A 26,653-nucleotide genomic window follows, 5' to 3' on the forward strand; every position below is an offset into this window, starting at 1 on the left:
GGCGGATCGCGTCGAAGGGCGACGCGAGGCGCGCCGGCTGGTCCTCTCCGCCCGGCGGGACGCGCTGGAGGAGCTCCGATCGCGGGCCGGCTCGGCCGTACGCGACCTGCGCGGCGACCGGGCACTGCTGCACCGGCTGCGCGACCTGGTACGCGACCGGCTCGGCGCGGGCGCGACGGTGACCGAGCACCCCGACGGCGGGATCGTCGGGCAGGCACCGGGCCGCCGCGTCGACGCCGGCCTGCCGGCCCTGGCCGCCCGGGCGATCGACGAACTGGGAGCGGAGGTGGAACGGCTGTGGCACGAGTGACACGGGTCAATGGGCCGCTCATCGAGGTGGACGGGCTCGACGGGGCCGCCATGTTCGAACTCGTGACCGCCGGCGGCATTCCCGGAGAGGTCGTGGCGCTGACCGGCGATCACGCGACCGTTCAGGCGTACGAGTACACCGGCGGTCTCGAACCCGGCGCCCGCGTCGCGTCCCTGGGCACCCCGTTGTCGGCCAGGCTGGGCCCGCACCTGCTGGGCGGCATCTTCGACGGCCTGCTGCGCCCGCTCGACGGGACGGGCATGTGGCTGGAGCCGTCGGCCCTGCGGACGTCCGAGGACAGGGTGTGGCCGTTCCGGCCGCTCGTGCGGGCGGGCACTCCCGTCGCGCCGGGCACGCCGATCGGCATGGTGAACGACAGAGCGGACGGCGCTCTGCCCTATCTCGTCCTGTCGCCCGGCGGCACGGTCACGGACATCCGCCCCGAAGGAAGCTGTGCCGCGGACGCGCCCGTGGCGAGCGTGGGCGGGCGGGAGGTCACCGTGCAGTGGCTCTGGCCGGTCCGCCGCGCGCTGCCGTACCGGGCCAGGCTGGACGACCAGGTTCCGCTGATCACCGGGCAGCGCGTCATCGACCTGCTGCTGCCGGTGCGGCGGGGCGGCACCGTCGCCGTGCCGGGCGGATTCGGCACCGGCAAGACGGTGCTGCTGCAGCAGATCGCCAAGTGGTGCGACGCCGACGTGGTCGTCTACATCGGCTGCGGTGAGCGCGGCAACGAGATGGCCGACGTGCTGGCCGAGCTGCGCGAGCTGGCCGACCCGCGCACCGGTGGACGGCTGCTGGACCGGACCGTCGTGATCGCCAACACCTCGAACATGCCGATGATGGCCCGCGAGGCGAGCGTCTACACCGGCGTGACCGTGGCCGAGCACTTCCGCGACATGGGCTACGACGCCGTCGTGATCGCCGACTCGACCTCCCGCTGGGCCGAGGCGCGCCGCGAGTTCGCCTCCCGCGACGGGGCGCTGCCGGCGGAGGAGGGCTACCCGGCCGATCTGGCCTCGGCGATCGCCGCCTTCTACGAGCGGGCGGGCCCGGTCACCACGCTCGGCGGCAAGCCCGGCTCCGTGACGATCATCGGCGCGGTCTCCCCGCCGGGCGGCGACTTGACCGAGCCGGTCACGACGCACACCCAGCGCTTCGTGCGCGCGGTGTGGAGCCTTGATCGCGACCTGGCCTACTCCCGTCACTATCCGGCGGTGTCGTGGAGCGGCTCGTTCTCCCGGGACGGCGCCGCCCTGGCCGGCTGGCACGCCCGCGACGGCAGGCGGGACTGGGTGACGGCGCGCACCCGGGTGGCCGGCCTGCTCGCCGACGCCGACCGGCTCTCGGCGCTGGCCGAGCTGGTCGGCACCGCCACCTTCCCGGCCCGCGAACGCGTCGTGCTACTGGCCGGACGGCTGCTGCGCGAGGGCCTGCTCCAGCAGAGCGCGCTCAGCCCGTCCGACGCCTACTGCGCCCCCGAGCGCACCGCCCGCCTGGCCGCGCTGATCCTCGACACCGTCGACGACTGCCTCCGGCTGGCCGAGCGCGGCACCCCCGCCGGCGAGATCGAGACCCGCGACTTCTCCGACGTCCTGCGTGCCAAGGAGCGGCCATGATCGAGCTCGAATACACCGCGCTCAGCGAGCTGCGCGGCCCGCTGGCCATGGTCAGCGGCGTCACCGGAGTGGGCTGGGACGAGTCCGCGACGATCCGGCTGTCCTCCGGCGAGACCCGGCACGGCCTGGTGCTGGAGGTCGATCGCGATCTCGCGCTGGTCCAGGTGCTCGAAGGCACCTCCGGCATGTCCAGGGACGGTACGCGGGTCGCCTTCGCCGGCTCGCCCCTGCGCGTGCCGGTCGGGCCTGGCTGGCTGGGCCGGGTCTGCGACGGCCGTGGTGCGCCGCTGGACGGCGGCCCGCCCGTCTTCGGCACCACCACCGCTCCCGCGGGCGGATTCCCGCTCAACCCCACCTGGCGGGTGCCGCCCGCCGAACCCGTGCTCACCGGGGTGTCGGCCATCGACCTGCTGACCACACTCGTGCGCGGCCAGAAGATCGCGCTGTTCTCGGCGCCGGGCCTGCCGCACCTGGAGCTGGCGGCGCAGATCGCCGCCCAATCCCACGCCGGCGGCGAGCCGTTCAGCGTCGTGTTCGCGGCGATGGGGCTGACCCACGCCGACGCCGCCTCGGTGCGGGACGCGCTGGAGCTGCGCTCGGCGGCCGGCGAGCTCGTCCTGCTGCTCAACCTCGCCGACGACCCGGTCGTCGAGCGGGTGCTGACCCCCCGGATCGCGCTCACCGTGGCCGAGCACCTGGCCTTCGAACTGGGCCGGCACGTGCTGGTCGTGATGGCCGACATGACCGGCTACTGCGAGGCGCTGCGCGAGGTGTCGGCCGCCCGCGGCGAGATCCCCGCCCGCCGCGCCTACCCCGGCTACCTCTACAGCGACCTGGCCTCCCTGTACGAGCGCTGCGGCCGGGTACGCGGACGGCCGGGCTCGCTGACGCTGCTGCCGGTGCTGACCATGCCGGCCGGGGACATCACTCACCCGGTCCCCGATCTGACCGGCTACATCACCGAAGGCCAGATCGTCCTGTCCGCCGACGTCCCCGTCTATCCGCCGATCGACCCGCTGGCCTCGCTCTCCCGGCTGATGCGCGGCGGGGTGGGCGCGGGCCGTACCAGGCCCGAGCACATGGACCTCGCCGCGCAGACCCTCGCCGCGCTCGCCCGCGCCCGGCAGGCCGGGGAACTGGCCGAGCTGGTGGGCGCCGGCGCGCTCAGCGCCACCGACCGCCGCTACCTCGACCTCGCTCGCGCCTTCGCGGAAGACCTGCTCGCCCAGCCCGGCAACGAGACGAGGACGCTGGAGCAGACGTTCGAGCGGGCCTGGCGGGTCCTGTCCGTCCTGCCGAGGCGAGAGCTGTCCATGCTGGACGCCGACGTCCTGGCCGCCCACCACGAGGAGGCCGGATGAAGTTGCGCGTGCCCCCCGGCCGGGCCGGCAGGCTGTGGCTGCGCCACCGCCTGGCCACCGCCGAACGCGGCATCGACCTGCTCGACCGCAAGCTCCGGATCCTGCGGCAGGAGCAGCGGCGCCTGAAGCTGCTCAACGAGCGAACCGGGCGAGAGTGGAGCGCCGCCCTCAAAGAGGCCGAGACCTGGACCCTCAGAGCGGCCACCCTGGCCGGCGAACGCGCACTCCCGCCCGCTCCACCGGCGGAGATCACCGTGGAATGGGCCGAGGTGATGGGCGCCGCCTTCCCGAAGCACGTGCGCTGCCTCTTCCCCGACCCACCTGACGCGCTGCCTCTCAGCGCCGCGGTCACACCCGCGAGGCTCGCCTGCCGCGCCGCGATCGAGGCGGCGGCCAAGCACGCCGCGGCACGAGAGGCGCTCCGCGCCGTCACGGCCGAGACCGCCACCACGACCATCCGGATCAGAGCGCTCCGGGAACGCTGGGCCCCAGCGCTCCGGCGGGCACTCACCGACCTCGACCTGACCCTCGACGAGAGCGAGCGTGCCGCGGCGGTGCAGGCCAGGCGGCACGCCGTCAGGGATCCTCCGTCACGTCGGGCACCGGCGTCACCACGCGCGGCGGCCGGCGGTAGCCGGTGGGCTCCGGCCGTAGCGGGATCTCCAGCGGCGGGCGCCGCACCTCCCGGTACGGGATCGTGGACAGCAGGTGGGCGATCATGTTGATCCTGGCCCGCCGCTTGTCCTCGCTCTCCACCTCGTACCACGGCGCCTCGGGGATGTGGGTGTGGATCATCATCTCGTCCTTGGCGCGGGAGTACTCCTCCCAGCGGGTGATCGACTCCAGGTCCATCGTGGACAGCTTCCAGCGCCGCATCGGGTCGTTCAGCCGGGCGCGGAAGCGGCGTTCCTGCTCGGCGTCGCTGACCGAGAACCAGTATTTGCGCAGCAGGATCCCGTCCTCCACGAGCAGCCGCTCGAAGATCGGGCACTGGTGCAGGAACCGGGTGTACTCCTCCTGCGTGCAGAAGCCCATCACCCGCTCGACCCCGGCCCGGTTGTACCAGCTCCGGTCGAACAGCACGATCTCCCCGGCGGCCGGCAGGTGCTCGGCGTAACGCTGGAAATACCACTGCGTCCGCTCCCGCTCGGTGGGAGCGGGCAGGGCGACGATCCTGGTCACGCGCGGGTTGAGGTATTCGGTCACCCGTTTGATCGTGCTGCCCTTGCCGGCCGCGTCACGTCCCTCGAAGACCACCACCAGGCGGCGGCCCTCCGCCCGCACCCACTCCTGCATCTTCACCAGTTCCGCCTGCAAGCGGAAGAGCCGCTTCTCGTACGGCTTGCGCCGCAGCCTCTCAGCGCCCACGACCACACCACCTTCCTCCCACCCAGTGTGACGCCGGGACCATCGGCGGCGGCGACCGGGACGAGACAGGTCATGGGTCACCGGGGAAGAGGACTTTCGCCCCTGCCTGGCCGGCGCGCGGGGAACGAGCGTATGAACCGGAAGAATGAGGAGGAGACGCCATGAAGGCACTCGTCTATCACGGACCTGGCCACCGCTCCTGGCAGGACGTTCCAGACCCGCGGATCACCGCCTCCACGGACGCGATCGTCCGCGTGGACGCGGTCACGATCTGCGGCACCGATCTGCACATCCTCAAGGGGGACGTGCCGGCCGTGGAGCCGGGCCGGATCCTCGGGCACGAGGCGGTCGGCACGGTGACCGCCGCGGGCAGCGCGGTCGGCACGGTCAAGGAGGGCGACCGGGTGCTCGTGTCCTGCATCACCGCCTGCGGGCGCTGCCGCTACTGCCGCACCGGCATGTACGGCCAGTGCCTGGGCGGCGGCGGCTGGATCCTCGGTCACCGCATCGACGGCACCCAGGCCGAGTACGTACGGGTGCCGTTCGCCGACACCTCCACACACCCGCTGCCCGACGCCGTGGCGGACGAGACGGCCCTCATGCTGGCCGACATCCTGCCCACCGCCTACGAGGTCGGCGTGCTGAACGGCCGCGTCCGGCCCGGCGACACCGTCGTGGTCGTGGGCGCGGGCCCGATCGGGCTGGCCGCCATCACCACGGCCCGGTTGTTCACGCCGAGCCACATCGTCGCCGTCGACCCCGCGCCGGCCCGGCTGGAGGCCGCCAAGCGGCTGGGCGCGGACGTACTGGTCGGCTCGGGGGACGATCCCGCCACGGCCATCGCCGAGCTCACCCGCGGCCTGGGGGCCGACGTCACCATCGAGGCGGTCGGCGTCCCGGAGACCTTCGAGCTCTGCACCCGCCTGGTACGCCCCGGCGGGCACGTGGCGAACGTCGGCGTGCACGGGGCGCCCGCGACGCTGCACCTCGAAGACCTGTGGATCCGCAACGTGACCATCACCACGGGCCTGGTCGACACCCACTCCACGCCGGTCCTCCTGGACATGATCGCCGCCGGCCGGCTCGACCCGTCCGCGTTCATCACGCACCGCTTCGGCCTGGAGCAGATGGACGAGGCCTACCGGACGTTCTCCGACCCGATGGCGACCGGGGCGCTCAAGGTCGTCCTGACCAGACAGTAAGCCGGGCGGCGCGGGGGCGGGGCCCGCCGGTCCCGCCGCCGCCGACCACGAACGGGAGCCGCACCATGCCTGAGGGATACGACGTACTGCTGCGCGACGGCGGCATCGCCCATGTCCGCCCGCTGCGTCCCGACGACCGCGACGCCCTGCACGAGCTGGTGGACCGCTCGTCGCAACGCTCGGCCTACCTGCGTTTCTTCACCGGCGGCCGGAGCACCGCCCACGCCTACATGAACCGCGTCACCAGCCCTGCCTACCACGGCCACGCCCTCGTCGCCCTCATGCGCGAGCGGCTGGTCGCGGTCGCCGAGTACATCCCGATCGACGGCGGCCGCGCCGACCTGGCCATCCTCATCGACGACGCCGTGCACGGCCACGGGCTCGGCACGCTGCTGCTGGAGCACGTCGCCCTGGACGCGGCCGAACACGGGGTGCGTGAGCTGGTGGCCGACGTGCTGGCCGAGAACCGCCCGATGCTGCGGGTGCTGCGCGATCTCGGCCTGGACGTCACCCAGCGCAACGAGGGCGGCGCGCTGCACGTCAGCATCTCCGCCGAGCCCACGGCCAGGCTGCGGGAGGTCATCGAGGCCCGCGACCACGAGGCCGGGCGGGCCTCCCTGGCCCGCGTGCTCATCCCGCGCTCGGTGGCGGTCATCGGCGCCTCCCGCGACGAACGCGCCGTCGGGCACCAGGTGCTGCGCAACCTGATCGACGGGGGCTTCCCCGGGCCGATCCACCCGGTCAACCCCAACGCGGCCGAGGTGGCCGGCCTGCCCTGCCACGACAAGGTGCCCGGCGGGGTGGACCTGGCCGTCGTGGCGGTGCCCGCCCGGCACGTGCTGGACGTGGCCCGCGACTGCGCCGACGCGGGCGTGGCCGGGCTCGTGGTCCTGACGTCGGGGTTCGCCGAGACCGGGCGGCGCGACACGGAGGCGGAGCTGCTGAAGATCTGCCGTACGGCCGGGATGCGGCTCATCGGCCCGAACTGCCTGGGCGTGGTCAACACCGGGGCCCGGCTGAACGCCAGCTTCCTGCCGCACCGACCCGTCCAGGGCCGGGTGGCGCTGATGTCGCAGTCGGGCGCCGTGGCCGCCGCGCTGCTGGACCGGCTGGAGGTCTCCTCGTTCGTCTCGGTCGGCAACAAGGCCGACGTCAGCGGCAACGACCTGCTCGAATACTGGGAGGACGACCCTGGCACCGACGTGATCGCCCTGTATCTGGAGTCGTTCGGCAATCCGCGGAAATTCGCCAGGATCGCCCGCCGGGTGGCCGCGGGCAAGCCGGTCCTGCTGGTCAAGAGCGGCCGCGGTGACGCCGGCGGCCGGGCCGTGCGCTCCCACACCGCCGCCGCGGCCACCCCGGACGTGGCGGTGGACGCGCTCACCCGCGCGGCCGGGGTCATCCGGCTCGACAGCGTGCACGAGCTCATCGACACCGCCAAGCTCCTGGCCGCCCAGCCGCTGCCCGAGGGCTCGCGAGTCGCCGTCGTCGGTAACTCGGGCGGGCCGCAGGCGATGGCCGCCGACGCCTGCGAGAGCCACGGCCTGACCGTTCCCGAGCTGCCGCCCGGCCTGCTGGAGGCCCGCGCCGCCGCCGCGCTGGGCAACCCGGTCGATCTGTCCGCGGACGCCACCGCCGCCGAGATCGGCGCCGCCGTACGGGCACTCGCCGTCTCGTCCGAGGTGGACGCGGTGCTCGTCGTCTACACGCCGCCGTTCGGCTCCGGGCTGGAGGAGACCCGCCGGGCCATCGCGGAGGCGGCGAAGGGGGCGCCCAAGCCGGTGCTGGCCTGCGTCGCCGGGCATGACGGGCTGATCGACGGGCGCGTCCCCAGCTATGCCTTCCCCGAGCAGGCCGTCCAGGCCCTCGCGCACGCCGTACGGTACGCCGCGTGGCGGCGCTCGGCGGCCCGGCCGGCGGCCGTCTCCGTAAAGGCGGATGCCGAGGCGGCGCGGCAGGTCGTCCAGGCCGCGCTGAGGGAGCAGCCGGACGGCGGCTGGCTCTCCCCCGAGACGGCCGTCCGGCTGCTGCGCTGCTACGGCGTGAACGTGACCGAGTCGGTCGAGGCGCACAGCGCCGAGGCCGCCGCCGAGGCGGCCGCGCGCGTCGGGCTGCCGGCCGTGCTCAAGGCCGTCGGTCCCGTGCACAAGAGCGAGGTCGGCGGCGTCCGGCTCGGCCTGCAGACCATCGATGAGGTACGCCAGGCTTATCACGACATGTCCGCCCGCATCGGCGCGGAGATGACCGGCGCCCTCGTCCAGCGCATGGCGCCCGGCGGCGTCGAGATCATCGTCGGCGGCGTCAACTACCCGGCCTTCGGGCCGCTGGTCATGGTCGGCATGGGCGGCGTGCTGGCCGACCTCCTGGCCGACCGCGCCTTCCGGGTCCCGCCGATCGCCGACCCGGCCGCGATGCTCGCCGAACTGCGGTGCGCGCCGCTGCTGCACGGCTACCGCGGCGCACCCGCCGTGGACGCCGAGGCCCTCCAGAACCAGCTCGTCCGCGTCGGGCAACTGCTCGACGACCTGCCGCAGGTGGCCGAGCTGGACCTCAACCCCGTCATCGTCTCCCCGGACGGCGCGCTCGCGGTGGACGCCCGCATCAGGGTCCTCCCTTGCCAGCCGCCGCCGTCACCGCTGCTGCGCCGCCTGCGCTGACGGCCCCGCCACCGACCATGAAGACCGACGACAGCACTCAGGAAGCCCGATCACCATGCTCGTACGCGAAGTCATGACCAGCCCGGCCATCACCGTCCGCGACACCGACCCGGTGCGGCGGGCGGTGCGGGTCCTGCACGGCCACAACATCACCGCGGCTCCCGTCGTGGACGGCTCCGGCCGCCTCGCCGGCGTCGTCAGCGAGCTGGACCTGCTGCGCGGTGAGTTCGAGCCCGATCCCCGCGCCACCGTACGCCCCGTGCCGGTGGCCGAGGCGCCGCCGCCCCGGCGGGTCCTGGAGGTGATGACCCGCGGCGTCACCACGGTCACCGAGACCACGGACGTCACCGCCGCCATCGACCTCATGGTGGGCAAGCGGGTCAAGAGCCTGCCCGTGCTGCGCGGCCACGAGATCGTCGGCATGCTCAGCCGCCGCGACCTGCTGGCCATGCTCGCCCGTCCCGACGAGGACCTGCGTCAGGCGGTCGTGGACGTGCTGCGCGAGCACTACCCCGCCGGGCCCGGCTGGGACGTCGCCGTCCACGACGGCGTGGCCGAGCTGAGCGGCCCGCCCGACGAGCACGCGGGCCGCGTCGCCGACGTGCTCACCCGCACGGTGCCCGGCATCGTCCGGGTGCGGCACGTCAGGAGAACGTCATGACGAGCACCGCCGGGAGGAAATCCGGCCTCGCCGATCTGCCCGTGTGGGGCGGCGCCTGATCGGCGCATGCCGCGAACCTTTGCCGAACGCAAAGCCGCCGCCACGATCGATCAGACCTCGACCTGCACAGATATGAGTGCAGCAAGCAAGGGGAGGTGGGCCGCGATGGCCGGACCGATCGTGGTGGGGGTGGACGGCTCGGATCCGTCCCACGCGGCAGTGGAGTGGGCCGCCGCCGATGCCAGGGACAGAGGGCTGCCCCTGAAGATCCTGCATGTGTGCGAGCAGTGGCGGGACGACCTCGACGGCAGGAAGTATTGCGCCGGCGTGCTGGAGGCGGCCGCCGGCCGGGCCCGGGCGATCGACGCCGGCATCGCGGTGGAGACGGAGTTGACCGGGGGCAACATCGTGGACACCCTGATCGCCCGGTCGGCGTCCGCCGACTCGACGGTGCTCGGGAGCCGGGGCGTGGGCGGGTTCGCCGGGCTGCTGCTCGGCTCGGTGACCATGGGGGTCGCGGGACACGCCCAAGGCCCGGTCGTCGTCGTCCGCTCCCCCGCCGCCACCAGGCACGATCAGATCGTGGTCGGCGACGACGGCTCCGACACCGCGCGGGAAGCGATGCTCTACGCCGTCGAGCAGGCCCGTGCCCGCCGGGCGCGGATCGTCGCCCTGCACGCCTGGCAGCAGCCGCTCGTCTCCGCGTACGGAGTCGAGATCGCCGGCCTGCTCGCGGAGGCCTTCGAGGAGGAGTGTCACGCCGCGCGGGAGCGGGTCGCGGCCTGGCGCGAGCAGCACCCCGACGTCGAGATCACCGGCCGGCAGGTCGCCGAACATCCGGTTCCCGCCCTCGCCGACGCCTCCGCCTCGGCCGACCTGGTCGTGGTGGGATCGCGCGGGTTGGGCGGGTTCGCCTCCGCCGTGCTCGGGTCGGTCGGTCGCGGCCTGCTGCACCACGCCGAATGTCCGGTCGCCGTGGTCCGGCCGCGACAGGCCCGGTGAACGGTGGCGTGCTCGGAAGGACGTGCCCTTGTGTGCCCCGCGGCCTGTGCCCCGCGGCGTGTGCCCCGCGGCGCGTGCCCCACGGCCGTCCTAGGCGCGCACCACCGCGACCGGGCAGGCGGCGTGGTGCAGCGTGCCGCGGCTGACCGAGCCCAGCAGGGCCGAGCCCAGCGTGCCGCGCCCGTGCGAGCCCACCACCACCAGGTCCGCCCGCTCGGACGCCTCGGTCAGGGCCTGCACCGGGTGCGCCTGGGGGACGTCCTCGACGACCGTCACCTGCGGGTAGTCCTGCGCGAAGATCGCCACCCGGTCGCGGACGACCTGATGCCGCGCCGCGCGGATCTCGTCCAGGTCGTACGTGATCCCCGGGGCGTACGCGTGCACCGGAAGCTGCCAGGCGTGCACCACCCGCAGCGTGCTGCCGCGTAGCTTCGCCTGTTCGAAGGCGTAGGCCAGCGCGGGCTCGCACTCCGGTGAGTCGTCCACGCCCACCGCGATCTCCCCGTACGGCGCGGGCCGGCGCTCGCCGCGCACCACGACGACGGGGCAGCGGACGTGCCCGGCGACGTGCGTGCTGACCGAGCCCAGCAGCGTGCCGGCGAAGCCACCGAGCCCGCGGCTGCCGACGACGACCTCGGTGGCGTCCTTCGCCTGGTCCTCCAGGACCACGGCCGGGACGCCCTCGACGTCGAGCGTGGTGACCTCCACGCCCGGCTGGCGGTCGTGGGCGAGTTCCCGCGCCTCGCGCAGCACCTGGCGCCCGTTCCGCAGCAGTGTGTCGGGCATTTCCTCGATGGGGAACTTGCCGACCTGGTACCAGGAGCGGTCCACGGCGTGCACCACCCGCAGCGGCTCCCGCATCCGCAGGGCGTCGTCCGCGGCCCACTCGACGGCGGCCCGCGAGGGCACGGAGCCGTCCACACCCACGGTGATCATTTCTTCTCCTTCGCACGTGCTCTTCACGGCAGGTCGCGGCTGGTCACACCATCCGCCGGGCCATCTCGGCCAGCCGGTTGGCGTAGCCCCACTCGTTGTCGTACCAGCCGAAGACCTTGACCAGGTCGCCGCTAGCCTGGGTGAGCGCGGAGTCGAACACGCACGAGGCCGGGTTTCCGATGATGTCGCGCGAGACCAGCGGGTCGGTGCTGTAACGCAGGACGCCGCGCAGCCCGCTCGCGGCGGCCGCGGCGAAGGCGTCGTTGACTTCCTCGACGGTGGCGGGACGGCCGAGCTGGGCGGACAGATCGGTGATCGAGCCGTCCTCCACCGGCACCCGGATGGCGACGCCGTCCAGGCGGCCGTCCAGCTCGGGCAGGACCTGGCCGACCATGCGGGCGGCGCCGGTCGTGGTGGGCACGATGTTGACGGCGGCCGAACGGGCCCGGCGCGGGTCCTTGTGCGGGGCGTCCAGCAGCATCTGGTCGCCGGTGTAGGCGTGGATGGTCGTCATGAAGCCGCGTACCAGGCCGAACCGCTCGTGCAGCACCTTGACCATCGGGGCCACGCAGTTCGTGGTGCAGGAGGCCAGGGAGACGATCTCGTGCCGGTCCGGGTCGTAGGCGGCGTCGTTGACGCCGGGCACGATCGTGGCGTCCAGTCCCTTGCCCGGGGCCGACAGCAGCACCCGGCGCGCGCCGGCCTTCAGGTGCGCGGCCAGTGCCTCCCGCGTACGGAAGCGGCCGGTGGCGTCGATGACCAGTTCCACGCCGTGGCCCGCCCAGTCGATCTCGGCGGGGTCGCGGTGCGCGGTGACGGCGATGGTCCTGCCGCCGACCTCCAGCGCGCCCGGGGAGGCGGTGACGGGCACGTCCAGCGGCCCGTACGTGGAGTCGTACCTGAGCAGGTGGGCCAGCGCGGCCGCGTCGGTGATGTCGTTGACGGCGACGATCTCCAGGCCGCTTTCAGAGCCGGCTTGGAGCGTACGGCGCAGGACGGCCCGGCCGATCCTGCCGAAACCATTGATACCGATTCTCATGCCCTCATCGTCCGGCGGCATCGGCGGGCCCGGCAGAGTCGAGCGTCCTCGCTGGAGAGGACCTTCGGCCCACCGTGTGAGCGCGCAGAGTGAGCGCGCCGGGTGAGCCCGTCGGGTGCGCGGCGAGCCGCGCAGGGCCGGAGGTCGGCCGGGCGAAGGTCGAAAGGCCCTGTCTGCGGTCGGCTGCGCTGGGTAGCGTCACCGACATGGCCGCTCTCGACCTGACCAGGCTGCGGGCCGTGATCTTCGACACCGATGGCGTCGTCACCGACACGGCCCGGGTGCACGCCGCCGCGTGGAAGCACGTGTTCGACCGTTTCCTGCGCGGCCGTTCCGCCCCGTTCGACATCCGTGCGGACTACCTGCGCCATGTGGACGGCCGGCCGCGGCTCGACGGGATCCGCACCTTCCTGGCCTCGCGTGGCATCACGGTGCCCGAGGGCGGTCCCGGCGACGAGCCGGGCGCGCCCACCGTGCACGGGCTGAGCATGGCCAAGGACGCGCTGTTCGTCCGGCAGGTCACCGAGGACGGCGTGGCCGCCTTCCCCTCGACCGTCGCCCTGGTGCACGAGCTGCGGCGGCGCGGCTGCCGGACCGCGGTGGTGTCGGCCAGCCGCCACTGCCGCCTGGTCGTCGGCTCCGCGGGCCTGATCCACCTGTTCGACGTGGTGGTCGACGGCGACGACTCGGCCCGGCTCGGCCTGCCGGGCAAGCCCGACCCGGCCCTCTTCCTCGAAGCCGCGCGGCGTCTGGAGGTGCCCCCGTCCGAGGCGGCGATCGTGGAGGACGCGCTGCCCGGCGTGGCGGCCGGGCGCGGGGGCGGGTTCGGGCTGGTGGTCGGAGTCGATCGGAGCGGGTCGCAGGCGACGGAGCTGCGTCGCGCGGGAGCCGACGTCGTGGTGCCGGACCTGGCCGACCTGGACGTGACCGGACGCGTCCCTGTGGGTTCGCGGTGAACGCCTGGACGCTCGTCTACGAGGGGTACGATCCCGCCTCGGAGGGCCTGCGCGAGGCGCTGTGCACGCTGGGGAACGGCCGCTGGGCCACGCGCGGCGCCACGCCCGACGGCCTGGCCCGCACGCCGGGCACGTATCGGGCGGGCTGCTACGACCGGCTCGCCTCGCGGGTGGCGGGCCGGACGGTCGAGAATGAGGACCTGGTCAACCTGCCCGACTGGCTGCCGCTGACCTTCGCCACGCCGGGTTCTGACTGGTTCCGCCCGGACACGGCCGACCTGCCGGACTACCGGCAGGAGCTCGACCTGCGGCGCGGCCTGCTGCTGCGCACGCTGCGCTGGCGTGACGACGCCGGCCGCGTCACCCTCGTCCGCCAGCGCCGCCTGGTGTCCATGGCCGATCCGGCGCTGGCCGCGCTGGAGACCACGTTCACCGCCGAGAACTGGTCCGGCCCGCTCCGCGTCCGGGCCGGACTGGACGGACGGGTGAGCAACCACGGCGTCGCCCGCTACCGCGACCTGCGCGGCGACCACCTGACCAGCCACACCACCGGCACCGCGACCGGCACCGGCACCGACGCCGGCACCGACGCCGACGCGGGCGCGGGCGCGGGTGACGAGCTGACCTGGCTGACGGCGGAGACCCGTTCGTCCCGCATCACGGTGGCGCTGGCGGCGCGCGTGACCGCCCCGGTCCCCGGCTCGGTGTCGGCCGAGCCCGACCGGATCCACACCGATCTGGTGCTGGAGCTGGCCGCGGGCGAGCCGGCGACGGTCTCGAAGATCGTCGCGCTGGTGACGTCCCGCGATCCGGCCATCCACGACCCACTCACGACCGCCCGGCGGCGCCTCCAGGCGGCGCCCGGCTTCGACGAGCTGCTGGCCGCGCACGAGGCGGTGTGGGAGCGCCTGTGGGAGCGGGCCCGGCTGGACGTGGACGGGCCCGAACTGTCGCGGATCGTGCACCTGCACGTCTTCCACCTGCTGCAGACACTCAGCCCGCACACCGCCGACCTGGACGCCGGCGTGCCCGCCCGCGGCCTGCACGGCGAGGCGTACCGAGGTCACGTGTTCTGGGACGAGCTGTTCGTGCTGCCCTGGCTGAACCTGCGCTTCCCCGAGATCTCGCTCGGCTCGCTGCGCTACCGCTGGCGGCGCCTGCCGGAGGCGCGGACGGCGGCGCGCGAGGCCGGGTTCGACGGGGCGATGTTCCCCTGGCAGAGCGGCAGCGACGGCCGCGAGGAGACCCAGACGTTCCACCTCAACCCGGAGTCGGGCCGCTGGCTGCCGGACGTCTCCCACCTGCAGCGCCACGCCGGGCTGGCCATCGCCTACAACGTGTGGCAGTACCACCTGGTCACCGGCTCCATGCCGCCGTGGTGCGCCGAGTTGCTCACCGACATCGCCCGCTTCTTCGCCTCACTGACCGTGCTCGACCCGCGCTCCGGCCGGTACGAGATCCGCGGCGTCATGGGCCCGGACGAATACCACACCGCCTACCCCGGCGCATCGGCCCCCGGCCTGGACAACAACGCCTACACCAACGTCATGACCGTGTGGCTGCTCTCCCGCGCCCTCGAACTCGGCGTGGCCGGCCCTCAGGAGGCGGCCCGCTGGACGGACATCACCCGGCGCATGCGGGTCGACTTCCACGACGGCGTCATCAGCCAGTTCACCGGCTACGCCGGCCTCGAAGAACTCGACTGGGGCCGCTACCGGGGCGTGCGCCGCCTGGATCGGGCGCTGGAGGCGGACGGCGACGACGTCAACCGCTACAAGGCCTCCAAACAGGCCGACACGCTGATGCTGTTCTACCTGCTGACCGCCGGCGAACTGACGGACATCCTGCACCGGCTCGGCTACGCCGCCGACGCCGAACTGATCCCCCGTACGATCTCCTACTACCTGGACCGCACCAGCCACGGCTCCACGCTCAGCGCCGTCGTGCACGCCTGGGTCCTGGCCCGCTCCGACCGGGCCCGCTCCTGGCAGTTCTTCTGCGAGGCGCTGCTCAGCGACGTCCACGACGTCCAGGGCGGCACCACCGCCGAGGGCATCCACCTGGGCGCCATGGCCGGCACGCTCGACATGCTGCAGCGCTGCTACCTGGGCCTGGAGCCGCGGCCTGACGGCCTGCGCCTCGACCCGCTCCTGCCCGAGCGGCTCGGGTCGCTGTCCTTGACGATCCGCTTCCGTGGCCGCCCGCTCGCCATCGAGACCGGCCACGGACGTACCCGCGTCGACGGCATCGTCCTGCCGCGCGGCGCCGACACCACGATTCCTTGGAGGACAACGCTCATGACCGGCGGCAACGGCGACTTCGCACGTCGCATCCACCACCTCCGCGACCGGCTCGGCCTCACGCTCGACCAGGTCGCGGACCGCGCCGACATGTCGTCGGGATACATCCATCATCTGGAGACCCACCTGGGCACGCCCGACCGGGGCACGGTGACCAGGCTCGCCAAGGCGCTGGAGACCACCGCCGAGGATCTACTGGGAGGGGGCCACGACCGTCCTCCGGGCCAGGGCCCGGCGATGGACGAACCCGTCCTGGAGGTCCTCGAAACCGAAGAGTGCCTGCGCCTGGTCGCGCCGGGCGGGATCGGCCGGGTCGCGTTCAGCGGCTCGCACGGGCCGACGGTGCTGCCCGTCAACTACAAGTACCACGACGGCGCCGTCGTCTTCCGCACCGCCCGCGGCGGCCCGATGGACCAGGACCTGCGCACCGGCCTGGAAGGGGTGGACATCAAGATCGCGTTCGAGGTGGACCGGATCGACGAGGTCCGGCGGGCCGGCTGGAGCGTCCTCATCCAGGGCGCCGCCCACCATATGCCGGACGACGAGGTGGCCAAGGTGGCGGACTCCGGCGTCACGCCGTGGGCGGGCGGCGAGCGCCACCTGTACCTCCGCATCGTCCCGCAGCAGGTGACCGGCCGCCGCATCCACGGCCTGTGATGAAAAGATCGAAGCTCACCTTCCTCGGCGGTGTGGGCAGCGTCAGCGTGCTGCGCGGGCTCGGTTTCGCCGCTCGTCTCGCTTCGTACCCCCATGAGTGCCTCCTTCGGCACGGGGATCAGGCGACATGCGGTTGCGGGGCCGTCGGCCGCCGGGCCGTCTCGCGTTGCCGGGCGGGCTTCGCCGGCTTCGCGGGCTTGACGCGCTGCGGCGCCGTTTCGGGGCCGGCCGCCTTGAGAAGGTGGGCGGCGGACAACTGGTGGAGTTCGTCCTCGATGTGCCGGGCGAGCCGGCCGACCTCGGGCGCGCTGTCACGGTCGCCGGTGACGCCGAAGGTCACCTGATCGCAGTAGGTGAAGATCGAAACGCCGGTGCGCAGACGGGTGGCGATAGGGACGTACGGGAGGATCTCCAGTGTCCGCCGGCCGAGCAGATACAGCGGCTTGCGCGGCCCGGGGACGTTCGTGGTGACGGTGACGATCTGGCGCTGCGGCAGGCGCGCGGCCAGCCGCATTCCCCAGGAGACAGGCGGGAAGGGCTGGTGCCTGGCCAGCGTGCTGAGCGCTTGTCCAGCCTGTGCCTCCCCGCTCCCCTTCAGCGCGACCAGGCGGTCATGCACCGCACGGAGCCGCTCTGCCGGGTCTGCCAGGTGGACGGGTAAGGAGGCGAGCAGCAGGGAGATGCGGTTCTCACACACTCCCTCGTCCCCGGGGGCGCGCACCGAGACGGGAACAAGGGAGCGAACGGCCTGCGGGTCCGGGTCCTCACCGCGCTCGCGCAGCAGGGTGCGGTAGCCACCCGTGATCGCGGCGAGTACCACGTCGTTGAAGGTCGTGCCTGCCCGGTGTGCGATCTCCTTGGCCTCGGCCAGCGCCGCCCGGGCGGTGGCGTAGCGCCGATGCTCCCCGATCGGGCCGGCCAGCGTGGTGAACGTCGCCGGCCGCAGCGCGGCGGCCAGGGCCGTGAGCCCGCGGACAGTGTCCGTCAGGCGGCGCGTCACGTCCCGCGGAGAGGCGAGTGCGCGGGCGATCATGCGCGCCTGGTCGGCGGGGTTGCGGAGCAGGACGCGCAGAGCGTCTTCGGTCAGGTTCAGGGGGGAGGGTTCGCTCTGCGGGGTCCAGGTGTCCTGCGGCAGGTTCGCGGTCCCCTCGGGCGACTCGTCGAAGATCGCGTAATACAGGTGTGTGCCGGATACGCCGTCGACCATGCAGTGGTGCACCTTGGACAACAGCGCCCAGCGTCCGTCCGGCAGGCCTTCGATCACCCAGTACTCCCACAGTGGGCGCATGCGGTCGAGCCGCTGGGACATGATGTCGCCGACCAGCTCGCACAGCGCCGCGTCGCCGCCCGGCGGCGCCAGGGCGACCCGCCGGACGTGATAGTTCAGATCGAACGCGGGATCGTCGACCCACACGGGCGGGCCCAGGTCGAGCGGCACCTGGCGGGCCTTCTGCCGGTAGCGGGCCACCAGCGGGAGGCGGGCGCGGATGGCGGCGAGGAACTCCTCGTGGGAGGGCGCCGGGCCCTCGATGACGGCGACCGACGAGATCGCCATCGAGGCCTCGGGCTGCGCGTCCTCAAGGATCAGGAATGCCGCGTCCAGCGGGCTCATGTGGTCGGCCACGGCCATCGCCACCCCTTCTCAGGTGCCGGTCGTTCCATCAGCGTCCACGCGGTGCCCAGGACGAGCACCAGGTGGTTCATGTCCGCTCTCCTCGGGCCGGATCAGGCGACGAGCAGCTTGACGGCAGCCGTGATCTCGGCCAGGGCCTTCTTGGCGTCGGCGAAGTACATGCCGGTCGTGGGAGCCGTGTAGAGCTCGTTGTCGATGCCCGCATAGCCGTGGCCCATGGAGCGTTTGATGACGATCACGCTCCTGGCCTTGTCCGCGTCGATGATGGGCATGCCGGACACAGCGCTCCCCGGACGGCGGGCGGCCGGGTTGACGACGTCGTTGGCACCCACGACGAGCGCGACGTCGGTCTGTGGCATCGCGGCGTTGGCGTCCTCCATAGCGGCGAGCTGGTCGTACGGCACACCCGCCTCGGCCAGCAGCACGTTCATGTGGCCCGGCATGCGCCCGGCGACCGGGTGGACCGCGTAGGAGACCTCGGCGCCGCGGTGCTCCAGCAACTCGGCGAGCTCGTGCAACTGGTGCTGCGCCTGCGCGGCGGCCAGACCGTACCCGGGCACCACGACCACCCTGGCGGCGTAGGCGAGCTGGATGGCGGCGTCGTCGGCTGACAGCATCCGGACCGGGAGCTGACCGGGAGTCCGATCGCCGGTGCTGTCACCGCCGCCGAACCCACCGGCGACGATGGCGCCGATGGAGCGGTTCATGGCGTCGGCCATGAGCTTGGTCAGGATGGCGCCGGAGGCGCCGACGAGCGCGCCCGCGGTGATGAGGATGCCGTTGCCGAGCGCGAATCCCGCCATCGCGACGGCGGTGCCGGTGAACGCGTTGAGGAGCGAGATCACCACCGGCATGTCCGCTCCACCGATCGGCAGCACCACGGCCACGCCCGATCCGAGTGCGGCGACGGCCAGCGCGGCCAGCGTCACGACACCTCCGTGCCCGGTGAGCAGCAGTCCTGAGGCCACCACCATGGCCGTGGCGAGCAACGCGGTGACGGCACGGACTCCGGGGAAGAGGAGCGGAGCGCCGGGCACCAGACCGTGCAGCTTGCCGGCGGCGATCAGCGAACCGGAGAAGGTCATGCCGCCGATCAGCACGTCCAGGACCACGGGCAGAGAGGCCCCGTGCCGTGCGAAGTCGTGTGCTCCGATCAGTGCGGCGGCTCCGCCTCCTGCGGCGTTGAACAGGCTGACGAGCTGCGGCATGGCCGTCATCGCCACGCCTCTGGCCAGCGCCAGCCCGGCACCGGAGCCGAGTGCCGCCCCCGCCAGCAGCGCGATCCACGCCCAGGTCCGCACGCCGCCCTCATGGACGAGGACGAGCGCCGTGGCCGCCACGGCGGCGGCCATCGCCCCTGACGACAGCAGATTGCCGCGGCGGGCCGTGACCGGCGAGTTCATCAGGTGCAGGCCGAGCACGAAGGTGGTCGCGACGGCGAGGTACACCAGCCGGATCACCACGTCGAAGGCGTTCATCGCTTCGCCCCGCGGGGCCGGAACATCTCCAGCATCCTGTCGGTGACCACGTAGCCGCCGACCACGTTCATCGCCGCGAACGCGGCGGTCACGAACACCAGCACATATCCGAGGACGCCGTCCGCCGTCAGCGCGATGATCAGCGCACCGGCGAACACGATGCCGTGCACGGAGTTCGCGGCCGACATCAGCGGCGTGTGCAGCGTCGTCGGCACCCGTCCGATGACCTCGAAACCGAGCAGCAGGCTCAGCACGAACACCGTCAGGTCGGCGAGGAGTTGCGCGTTCATGCGCCTCCTCCCGTGAAGATCACGGCTGACTGGATCTCGTCGGCCGGGTCGAGGGCGAGCGCGCCGTCGCGCAGCACGTGGGCCAGGAACGCGCACACGTTGTGAGAGTAGGCGAGCGAGGCGGCGCCGGGCATGGTCGCGGGCAGGTCGCCGGCGCCGATCACGCTCACGCCGTTCTCGGTGACCAGCCGCTCGCCCGGCCTGGAGATCTCCACGTTGCCGCCGAGCTCGCCCGAGGCGAGGTCCACCACCACCGACCCGGGACGCATGTCCTTGATCGCCGCCTCGGTCACCAGCAGGGGCGGGCGGCGGCCGGGAACCCGGGCCGTGGTGATCACCACGTCGTGGTGGGCCACGGGACCGGCCAGCTGATCCCGCTCGGCGCGCTGCTCGGTCTCGGTGAGCGCGAGCCCGTCCGCGCCCTCCAGATCCAGGACGGCGGCGCCGAGTGAGGCGATCTCCTCCCTGGCCGCGGGCCGGATGTCGTAGCCGGTGACGACGGCGCCGAGCCTGCGGGCCGTGCCGATCGCCGACAGTCCCGCAACCCCCGCGCCGAGCACCAGCACTCGCGCGGGCGGCGCGGTCCCCGCGGCGGTGATCAGCAGCGGGAAGAATCGCTCGTAGACGCCGGCTGCCAGGACGACCGCCCGGTAGCCGGCGACGTTGTCCTGGGAGGTGAGCGCGTCCATGGGCTGGGCGGCGCTCAGGGCGCGCGGCACCCGGTCCAGGCTCGCGCCGGTCACGCCACTGGCGGCCAGCTCACCGGCGTAGAGCGGGTCGGGGTGCAGCAGGCCGATCACGAGCTGGCCGTGCCGCAGGAGCCGAGTGGGCGGGCGCCGCACGCAGGCGACGATCGCCGCCGTGGCGTACAACTCCTCGACGGTGACGATCTGGGCGCCCGCGTTCCCGTACGCGCCGTCGGCGAACCACGCTGCGGCTCCCGCTCCAGCCTCCACCAGCACGTCCAGCCCCGCGGCTCGCAAACGCGGCACGGCGTCGGGGGTGATCGCGACTCGCCGCTCACCCGCGGTGGTCTCCTTGACGATGCCGAATCTGAGCATCCGCCCGCTCCTTCCGCGAATTCGTCACCTTCGAGCGTCGGCCGCTCAGGTTCGCGGCGAAGAGGGCCGAAAGTCCTCCGCGAAGTGACGTTCGTCCCTCCAACAGCGGCCATCGCCGGACTACACCGGAGTTCATGGAGTACCAGATCCGCATCCACGGCAGAGGCGGCCAGGGTGTCGTGACAGCGGCCGAGATGCTGTCGGTGGCCGCCTTCCTCGAAGGCCGGCACGCTCAGGCGTTCCCCACGTTCGGATCCGAGCGGACGGGCGCGCCCGTCGTGTCGTTCTGCCGCATCTCCGACCGGCCGATCCGCACGCGGGAGCCGATCGCCGAACCGGACGCGCTGATCATCCAGGACGCCACGCTGCTCAGCCGGATCGACGTGCCGGCCGGCGTGCGGCACGTGCTGGTCAATTCCACCAGGACAGCGCTGGAACTCGGCGTGAGCGGCGTGACGATGCCGGCGTCCGACATCGCGCTGCGGCACGTCGGCCGGCCGGTGCCGAACGCGGCGCTGCTGGGCGGCTTCTGCGCCCTCACCGGGATGGTGTCGCTGGAATCGGTGCACGAGGCGATCAGCGGCACATTCCCCGGCCGGGTGGCTGAAACCAACATCGCCGCGGCCGACGAGGCCTACTCCTACCTGAAGGAGGCTGTCCGTGCTTAGGCAGATGGAGGGATCGCAGGCGGTGGCGGAGTCCGTCGCGATGTGCCGGCCTGAGGTGATCTGCGCATATCCCATCTCGCCGCAGACGCACATCGTGGAGGCACTCAGCAGGCACGTGACGTCCGGGCGGCTGGCGCCGTGCGAGTACGTCAACGTCGAGTCCGAGTTCGCCGCCCTGTCGGCCTGCATCGGCGCCTCCGCCACCGGCGGCCGTGTCTACACCGCGACGGCCAGCCAGGGCCTCCTGTACATGGCCGAGGCGCTCTACAACGCCTCGGGGCTCGGCCTGCCGATCGTGATGACCGTGGCCAACCGGGCGATCGGCGCTCCCATCAACATCTGGAACGACCACAGCGACTCGATGTCGCAGCGTGACTCCGGCTGGATCCAGCTGTACGCGGAGACGAACCAGGAGGCGGTCGACCTGCATGTGCAGGCGTTCGCCCTGGCCGAGGAGCTGTCTTTGCCGGTGATGGTGTGCATGGACGGGTTCGTGCTCACCCACGCCTTCGAACGGGTGGACCTGCCCTCGCAGGAGCAGGTGGACGCTTTCCTGCCGCCGTACGAACCGCGCCAGGTGCTCGACCCCGACGCGCCGGCCTCGATCGGGGCGATGGTCGGCCCGGAGGCGTTCACCGAGGTGCGTTATCTCGCTCACCTCCGGCACCTGGAGGCGCTGGAGCGCATCCCCGGCCTTTCTGCGGCCTTCGGGCGGGAGTTCGGCCGGGACTCCGGCGGACTGGTCCGCGGCTACCGCATCGAGAACGCCGAGACGATCGTGCTGGCGCTCGGGTCGGTGCTCGGCACGATCAAAGATGCGGTGGACGAGCTGCGCGACTCGGGGATGCGGATCGGCGTGGCGGGGCTGACGACGTTCCGCCCGTTCCCCGCCCGCGCGGTCCGCGACGCCCTCGGGCGCGCCCGCAGGGTGGTGGTCCTGGAGCGGGCGTTCTCCGTCGGCGTGGGCGGCATCGTCTCGGCCGACGTGCGTTCGGCGCTGGCCGGCAGGGACGTCGAGGTCGCCACGGTGATCGCCGGGCTGGGAGGGCGCCCGATCACTAAGGCGTCCCTGCGCCGGGCGTTCAGCCAGGGCCTCGAACCTCTGACGTTCCTCGACCTCGACCACGAACTCGTCAGCGGAGAGCTGCGGCGGGCCGGGAAGAGCCGCAGGTCCGGGCCGAGCGCCGAGAACATGCTGCGTGATCTCGCCGGAGGTGTCTGACATGCCCGTGCAGCGGACCAAGTTCTACCAAGTCGGCAGCTTCGCCGTCGGCAACCGGCTGCTCCCTCCGGAACAGCGTTCTGTCCAGGCGGCGCCCGATCGCGGCAACTCCCTCACCTCGGGTCACCGTGCCTGCCGCGGCTGCGGTGAAGCGCTCGGCGCGCGCTACGCGATCGACGCCGCCATCAGCGCGACCGCGGGCCGCATGATCGCCGTCAACGCGACCGGCTGCCTGGAGGTGTTCTCCACGCCGTATCCGGAGACGTCCTGGCAGGTGTCCTGGATCCACTCCTTGTTCGGCAACGCCCCGGCGGTGGCGACCGGGGTGGCGGCGGCACTGAAGGCCAAGGGCCGCGCCGACGTGCGGGTGGTCGGCCAGGGTGGCGACGGCGGCACGGTGGACATCGGCTTCGCGTGCCTGTCGGGCATGTTCGAGCGCGGCGACGACGTGCTCTACATCTGTTACGACAACCAGGCGTACATGAACACCGGGGTGCAGCGCTCCGGCGCGACACCATCGGCCGCGCGCACCGCCACCACTCCCGTGCCCGGCCAGGCCTTCGGGCAGGGCAAGAACGTACCGCTCATCGCGATGGCGCACGAAATCCCGTACGTGGCCACCGCGACCGTGGGAGACCTGCGCGACCTGGAGTACAAGGTGCGGCGGGCGATGGAGTTCCGCGGCGCCCGTTACCTCCACATCCTGGTGCCCTGCCCGCTCGGCTGGGTCACCGCGGCCTGTGACACGATCCGTGTGGCCAGGCTGGCCACCGAGTCCGGCATGTTCCCCGTCTTCGAGGCCGAACGCGGTGAGGTGACCGGCGTGACCAAGATCCGGCACCGCGTTCCGGTGGACGAATACCTCAAGCTCCAGGGCAGGTACGCGCACCTCTTCGGCGATCCCCCGCGCACCGATGTGATAGCGGAAATTCAGGCCTCGGCGGAACGCAACATCCGGCGCTTCGGGTTGGTGGACTGACATGAAAGACGAACCATTCGCGATCACCCTCGGCGTCGGGTCGAGCCTGGCCAACAAGACCGGTGCGTGGCGTACCGAGCGACCCGCCTACGTGGACCGGCTACCGCCCTGCAACAACGCCTGCCCCGCAGGGGAGAACATTCAGGGCTGGCTGAGTCTGGCCGAGGAGTCCTCCTACGAGGCAGCCTGGCGGCAGATCATGCAGGACAATCCGTTCCCCGCCGTCATGGGGCGGGTCTGTTACCGAGCCTGCGAGAGCGCCTGTAACCGCGGCAAGCTCGACGAGGCCGTCGGCATCAACTCCGTCGAGCGCTTTCTCGGCGACGAAGCCATCGAGCGGGGCTGGACGATGCCCGTCACCGCGCAACCCTCGGGCAAGCGGGTGCTCGTGGTCGGCGCCGGGCCCGCCGGGCTGTCAGCCTCCTACCATCTGACCAGGCTCGGTCACGCGGTGACCGTCATGGACTCGGGCTCGGCCGCCGGCGGGATGATGCGCTTCGGCATCCCCCGCTACCGGCTGCCCCGCCACATCCTCGACGCCGAGATCGGCCGCATCGTGGACATGGGTGTGACGATGCGGCTCGGCCACACCGTGACCGACCTGCGGGAGGCGATGCGCGGCTACGACGCCGCCTTCCTGGCCGTCGGCGCGCACATCGGCAAGCGCGCGTACATCCCGGCCGGCGACTCGGCCCGCCTCCTGGACGCGGTCTCGGTGCTGCGCGGCATGGAGGGCGCCGAGCCGCCGCTGCTGGGCCGCCGCGTCGTGATCTACGGTGGCGGCAACACCGCCATGGACGCGGCCCGGACCGCCAGGCGCCTGGGCGCGGCCGACGCGATCGTCGTCTACCGCCGTACCCGGGGCCGGATGCCCGCGCACGACAGCGAGGTCGCCGAAGCCGTGGAGGAGGGCGTGCGGATGAAGTGGCTGTCGACCATCACGCACGCCGGGCAGGGCAGCATCACCATCGAGCGGATGCGGCTGGACGAGACCGGTTTCCCCCGGCCCACCGGCGAGTTCGAAGAACTCGCCGCCGACTCCGTGGTGCTCGCCCTCGGGCAGGAAGCCGACCTGGCCCTCCTGGAGGGCCTGCCCGGTGTCGAGTCGGAGGACGGCGTGGTCAAGGTCGGGCCGGACCTGATGACCGGCTTCCCCGGCGTCTTCGCCGGCGGCGACATGGTCCCCGCCGAGCGCACGGTCACGGTGGCGGTCGGGCACGGCAAGAAGGCTGCCAGGCACATCGACGCGTGGCTGCGCGGTGGCTCCTGCTCCCCCGCCCCGCGGCACCCGATGGCGGGCTTCGACCTGCTCAACACGTGGTACTACAGCGACGCCCCCGCCACCGTCCGCCCGAAGCTCGACCTCGCTCGCCGTACCACCACCTTCGACGAGGTGGAACACGGCCTGGACGGGGAGACGGCGCTGTATGAGGCACGGCGCTGCTTGTCGTGCGGCAACTGCTTCGAATGCGACAACTGCTACGGCGTGTGTCCTGACAACGCCGTCATCAAGCTCGGTCCTGGGCTGCGGTACGAGATCGACCTCGACTACTGCAAAGGCTGCGGGTTGTGCGTGTCGGAGTGCCCGGCGGGCGCGATCGAGATGGTACCCGAGATCACCTGACGATCCGCGAGCCGTGCCTGGTAAAGGACCATCGGCCGGCGGGTCATCGCCTTTCGCCCCTGCCACCCGGCGACGGGACCTGGTGCCATCGACGTATGAACGCATCGCGTCGCCTGCTCGTATCGCTGCTCATCCTCAAGGCCGCCGGACTGGCGGCGTACCTGCTGCTCGTCCGTCCACGACTGCTGCGCTGGGGCGCGACCCGCGGCGAGACCAGCCGGCCGCTCCCCGGCGACGACATCGTCCCGCGACCGCATGTCGCCGCCACCCGCGCCATCACGATCGACGCCCCGCCCGAAGCGGTGTGGCCCTGGCTCGCGCAGATGGGCGGCCATCCGCGCGCCGGCTGGTACGCCTACGACCACATCACCAACGACGACCGCCCCAGCGCTGTCCAGGTCCTGCCCGGCCTGCAACGACTCCAGGTCGGAGACCTGCTGCCGACGCCGCCCGCGGACGGCGGTTACACGGTGGAGCGCATCGTCCCCGGGCACGAGCTCGTCCTGGCGATCCGGGCCTTCCACGTGACGGTGAGCTGGGCGATCGTGCTGCTCGGCGAGGAGGAGCACACGCGCCTGCTCTTCCGTCAGCGCCTGCACTGCCGGCCTGGCCTGCCGGGGCTGGTCTACCTGCTGCTGTCGGAGTCGGCGGACTTCCTGATCACCCGCAGGCAACTGACGACCATCAAGGCCCTGGCCGAGACAGCCGCCCACAAGCCCTGACGGGCCGGCGGTTCACGACTGTGCACCCGGTCGACCGGTGAGCATTCTTGGCGCGTCACGTCCGTCCCAGGCTGCCTGTGGCGGGCTCCCGGAAATGCGGGAACGCCCGCCTCCGGCATCGGAGGCGGGCGTGTGGTCGTACGCACTACTTGAGCCAGGCGGTCTGCTTGACGACGGGCAGGTTGCCCAGGCCGAGGGTGGTGCCGGCGTTGGCGAGGGCCAGGCCGATCAGGACGATGGCGTAGATGATGTGGTCATCCATGAAGGGGTTGTTGGCGAGCGGAAGTTCGGCGGCCCACATCAGGACCAGCATGATCGTACCGGTGGCGGCGGCGATGCGGGTGCCGATGCCCAGGACGAGTGCGGTGCCGATGCCGAGCAGGCCGAGCATGAACAGCCAGTCCACCCATGCCTGGCCGGCCAGGGAGCTGAAGAAGCCGCCAAGGGCGTTCTCGCCGCTGCCCTTGAGGAAACCGGTGGTGGGGCTGCCGCCGGCGATCCAGGCTTTATCGGCCGGGGTGGCGAAGCCCCAGCCGAATGTCTTGTCCAGGAACGCCCACAGGAAGATCCATCCGATCGAGATCCGGGCGATCGCCCAGACGTAGTCGACGGGACGATGCGCCGCGGCCGGGCCGGCCCCCGGGACGGGCTTGTTGACGGTGGTGGCCATGACGGCCCCCTTTCAGTGCCGATTCGTTGTTCTTCTCACGCTCAAGCACACCGTGCGGGGCGCTTCCGGAGCAGTGCCGTACGTCCGCGGGCAAGAGGACCTTGGTCACCATCGCGTCAGGCCGCTGCTCGCCGGGCGGCCGTCCATCCGCCTCCCTTGAGGGCGAGCACCGCCGCCGCGGCCAGCGTCCAGGTGGCGATCACGGCCAGGTCGGCCCAGGGCCATGGCCGTCCTGCCG

General features: G+C 72.5%; 22 protein-coding genes and 1 pseudogene. 15 read left to right on the forward strand and 8 right to left on the reverse strand.

Features of this window, described 5'->3' with window-relative positions:
- The 4 genes and pseudogenes from ABFX54_RS48330 to ABFX54_RS48345 form a co-directional block, all read left to right on the forward strand.
- Window positions 1–310 (forward strand): hypothetical protein (locus ABFX54_RS48330; protein ID WP_346113884.1); only part of this gene is annotated, 310 nt, incomplete at its 5' end.
- A complete protein-coding gene (locus ABFX54_RS48335) occupies window positions 298–1,929 on the forward strand; it encodes a V-type ATP synthase subunit A (protein WP_346113886.1) in 1,632 nt (543 codons plus the stop codon). The genes ABFX54_RS48330 and ABFX54_RS48335, both read left to right, overlap by 13 nt.
- Complete coding sequence (locus ABFX54_RS48340) at window positions 1,926–3,290, forward strand: V-type ATP synthase subunit B (protein WP_346113888.1); 1,365 nt, start codon at window positions 1,926–1,928, stop codon at window positions 3,288–3,290. Before ABFX54_RS48335 ends, ABFX54_RS48340 begins: the two co-directional genes overlap by 4 nt.
- Window positions 3,287–3,841, forward strand: a pseudogene (locus ABFX54_RS48345) (V-type ATP synthase subunit D); the annotation flags it as partial. The gene ABFX54_RS48340 and the pseudogene ABFX54_RS48345, both read left to right, overlap by 4 nt.
- A 25-nt stretch (window positions 3,842–3,866) precedes the next feature.
- Here ABFX54_RS48345 and ppk2 read toward each other — a convergent pair.
- Window positions 3,867–4,658, reverse strand: coding sequence for a polyphosphate kinase 2 (ppk2, locus tag ABFX54_RS48350; protein ID WP_346113889.1), 792 nt, complete (start codon window positions 4,656–4,658; stop codon window positions 3,867–3,869).
- A gap of 161 nt (window positions 4,659–4,819) precedes the next feature.
- On the opposite strand from ppk2, the gene ABFX54_RS48355 reads away from it, so the two are divergent.
- The 4 genes from ABFX54_RS48355 to ABFX54_RS48370 all read left to right on the forward strand — a co-directional run bounded on the left by ABFX54_RS48355 (window position 4,820) and on the right by ABFX54_RS48370 (window position 10,180).
- Window positions 4,820–5,860: a zinc-dependent alcohol dehydrogenase family protein gene (locus ABFX54_RS48355; protein ID WP_346113891.1), complete on the forward strand. Its 1,041-nt coding sequence runs from the start codon at window positions 4,820–4,822 to the stop codon at window positions 5,858–5,860.
- Between the two features lie 65 nt (window positions 5,861–5,925).
- On the forward strand, window positions 5,926–8,517 hold the full coding sequence (locus ABFX54_RS48360) for a bifunctional acetate--CoA ligase family protein/GNAT family N-acetyltransferase (RefSeq protein WP_346113892.1): 2,592 nt from the start codon (window positions 5,926–5,928) through the stop codon (window positions 8,515–8,517).
- Window positions 8,518–8,572: 55 nt separating this feature from the next.
- Window positions 8,573–9,178 (forward strand): CBS domain-containing protein, encoded by a 606-nt coding sequence (locus ABFX54_RS48365; protein WP_346113893.1) that lies wholly within the window; start codon window positions 8,573–8,575, stop codon window positions 9,176–9,178.
- 165 nt (window positions 9,179–9,343) lie between these two features.
- Window positions 9,344–10,180 (forward strand): universal stress protein, encoded by an 837-nt coding sequence (locus ABFX54_RS48370; RefSeq protein WP_346113894.1) that lies wholly within the window; start codon window positions 9,344–9,346, stop codon window positions 10,178–10,180.
- Between the two features lie 90 nt (window positions 10,181–10,270).
- Here ABFX54_RS48370 and ABFX54_RS48375 read toward each other — a convergent pair whose 3' ends face one another.
- Window positions 10,271–11,116, reverse strand: coding sequence for a universal stress protein (locus ABFX54_RS48375; RefSeq protein WP_346113896.1), 846 nt, complete (start codon window positions 11,114–11,116; stop codon window positions 10,271–10,273).
- A 43-nt stretch (window positions 11,117–11,159) separates the two neighbouring features.
- Window positions 11,160–12,155, reverse strand: coding sequence for a type I glyceraldehyde-3-phosphate dehydrogenase (gene gap / locus ABFX54_RS48380; protein ID WP_346113898.1), 996 nt, complete (start codon window positions 12,153–12,155; stop codon window positions 11,160–11,162).
- Between the two features lie 206 nt (window positions 12,156–12,361).
- Between gap and ABFX54_RS48385 the strand changes: the two genes are divergently transcribed.
- Window positions 12,362–13,111, forward strand: coding sequence for an HAD family hydrolase (locus tag ABFX54_RS48385; protein WP_346113899.1), 750 nt, complete (start codon window positions 12,362–12,364; stop codon window positions 13,109–13,111).
- Window positions 13,108–16,068 (forward strand): pyridoxamine 5'-phosphate oxidase family protein, encoded by a 2,961-nt coding sequence (locus ABFX54_RS48390; RefSeq protein WP_428834653.1) that lies wholly within the window; start codon window positions 13,108–13,110, stop codon window positions 16,066–16,068. Before ABFX54_RS48385 ends, ABFX54_RS48390 begins: the two co-directional genes overlap by 4 nt.
- Window positions 16,069–16,186: 118 nt before the next feature.
- Here the strand turns inward: ABFX54_RS48390 and ABFX54_RS48400 are convergent, their stop codons facing one another.
- The 4 genes from ABFX54_RS48400 to ABFX54_RS48415 all read right to left on the reverse strand — a co-directional run bounded on the left by ABFX54_RS48400 (window position 16,187) and on the right by ABFX54_RS48415 (window position 20,530).
- Window positions 16,187–17,698: a WS/DGAT/MGAT family O-acyltransferase gene (locus ABFX54_RS48400; RefSeq protein ID WP_346113900.1), complete on the reverse strand. Its 1,512-nt coding sequence runs from the start codon at window positions 17,696–17,698 to the stop codon at window positions 16,187–16,189.
- 95 nt (window positions 17,699–17,793) lie between these two features.
- Window positions 17,794–19,179, reverse strand: coding sequence for an NAD(P)(+) transhydrogenase (Re/Si-specific) subunit beta (locus tag ABFX54_RS48405; protein WP_346113901.1), 1,386 nt, complete (start codon window positions 19,177–19,179; stop codon window positions 17,794–17,796).
- A complete protein-coding gene (locus ABFX54_RS48410; RefSeq protein WP_346113902.1) occupies window positions 19,176–19,469 on the reverse strand; it encodes an NAD(P) transhydrogenase subunit alpha part 2 in 294 nt (97 codons plus the stop codon). Before ABFX54_RS48410 ends, ABFX54_RS48405 begins: the two co-directional genes overlap by 4 nt.
- Complete coding sequence (locus tag ABFX54_RS48415; protein ID WP_346113903.1) at window positions 19,466–20,530, reverse strand: Rossmann-fold NAD(P)-binding domain-containing protein; 1,065 nt, start codon at window positions 20,528–20,530, stop codon at window positions 19,466–19,468. Before ABFX54_RS48415 ends, ABFX54_RS48410 begins: the two co-directional genes overlap by 4 nt.
- Window positions 20,531–20,664: 134 nt before the next feature.
- Here ABFX54_RS48415 and ABFX54_RS48420 point away from each other — a divergent pair, with 134 nt between their 5' ends.
- The 5 genes from ABFX54_RS48420 (at window position 20,665) to ABFX54_RS48440 (ending at window position 25,745) form a co-directional block, all read left to right on the forward strand.
- Window positions 20,665–21,198 carry a 2-oxoacid:acceptor oxidoreductase family protein gene (locus ABFX54_RS48420; RefSeq protein ID WP_346113905.1) on the forward strand — a complete coding sequence of 178 codons (534 nt, stop codon included), beginning with the start codon at window positions 20,665–20,667 and terminating at the stop codon, window positions 21,196–21,198.
- On the forward strand, window positions 21,191–22,420 hold the full coding sequence (locus ABFX54_RS48425; protein ID WP_346113907.1) for a transketolase C-terminal domain-containing protein: 1,230 nt from the start codon (window positions 21,191–21,193) through the stop codon (window positions 22,418–22,420). The genes ABFX54_RS48420 and ABFX54_RS48425 overlap by 8 nt, the downstream gene beginning before the upstream one ends.
- 1 nt (window position 22,421) lies before the next feature.
- Complete coding sequence (locus ABFX54_RS48430) at window positions 22,422–23,399, forward strand: thiamine pyrophosphate-dependent enzyme (RefSeq protein ID WP_346113908.1); 978 nt, start codon at window positions 22,422–22,424, stop codon at window positions 23,397–23,399.
- Window position 23,400: 1 nt separating this feature from the next.
- Window positions 23,401–25,023: an NAD(P)-binding protein gene (locus ABFX54_RS48435; protein WP_346113909.1), complete on the forward strand. Its 1,623-nt coding sequence runs from the start codon at window positions 23,401–23,403 to the stop codon at window positions 25,021–25,023.
- Between the two features lie 95 nt (window positions 25,024–25,118).
- A complete protein-coding gene (locus ABFX54_RS48440) occupies window positions 25,119–25,745 on the forward strand; it encodes a hypothetical protein (RefSeq protein ID WP_346113910.1) in 627 nt (208 codons plus the stop codon).
- Between the two features lie 145 nt (window positions 25,746–25,890).
- Here ABFX54_RS48440 and ABFX54_RS48445 read toward each other — a convergent pair whose 3' ends face one another.
- The gene (locus ABFX54_RS48445) at window positions 25,891–26,415 is read right to left on the reverse strand and encodes a hypothetical protein (RefSeq protein WP_346113911.1); all 525 of its coding nucleotides are present in this window, start codon (window positions 26,413–26,415) and stop codon (window positions 25,891–25,893) included.
- Between the last annotated feature and the right edge of the window lie 238 nt (window positions 26,416–26,653).

This window comes from Nonomuraea maheshkhaliensis (assembly GCF_039529435.1).
GTDB lineage: Bacteria > Actinomycetota > Actinomycetes > Streptosporangiales > Streptosporangiaceae > Nonomuraea > Nonomuraea maheshkhaliensis.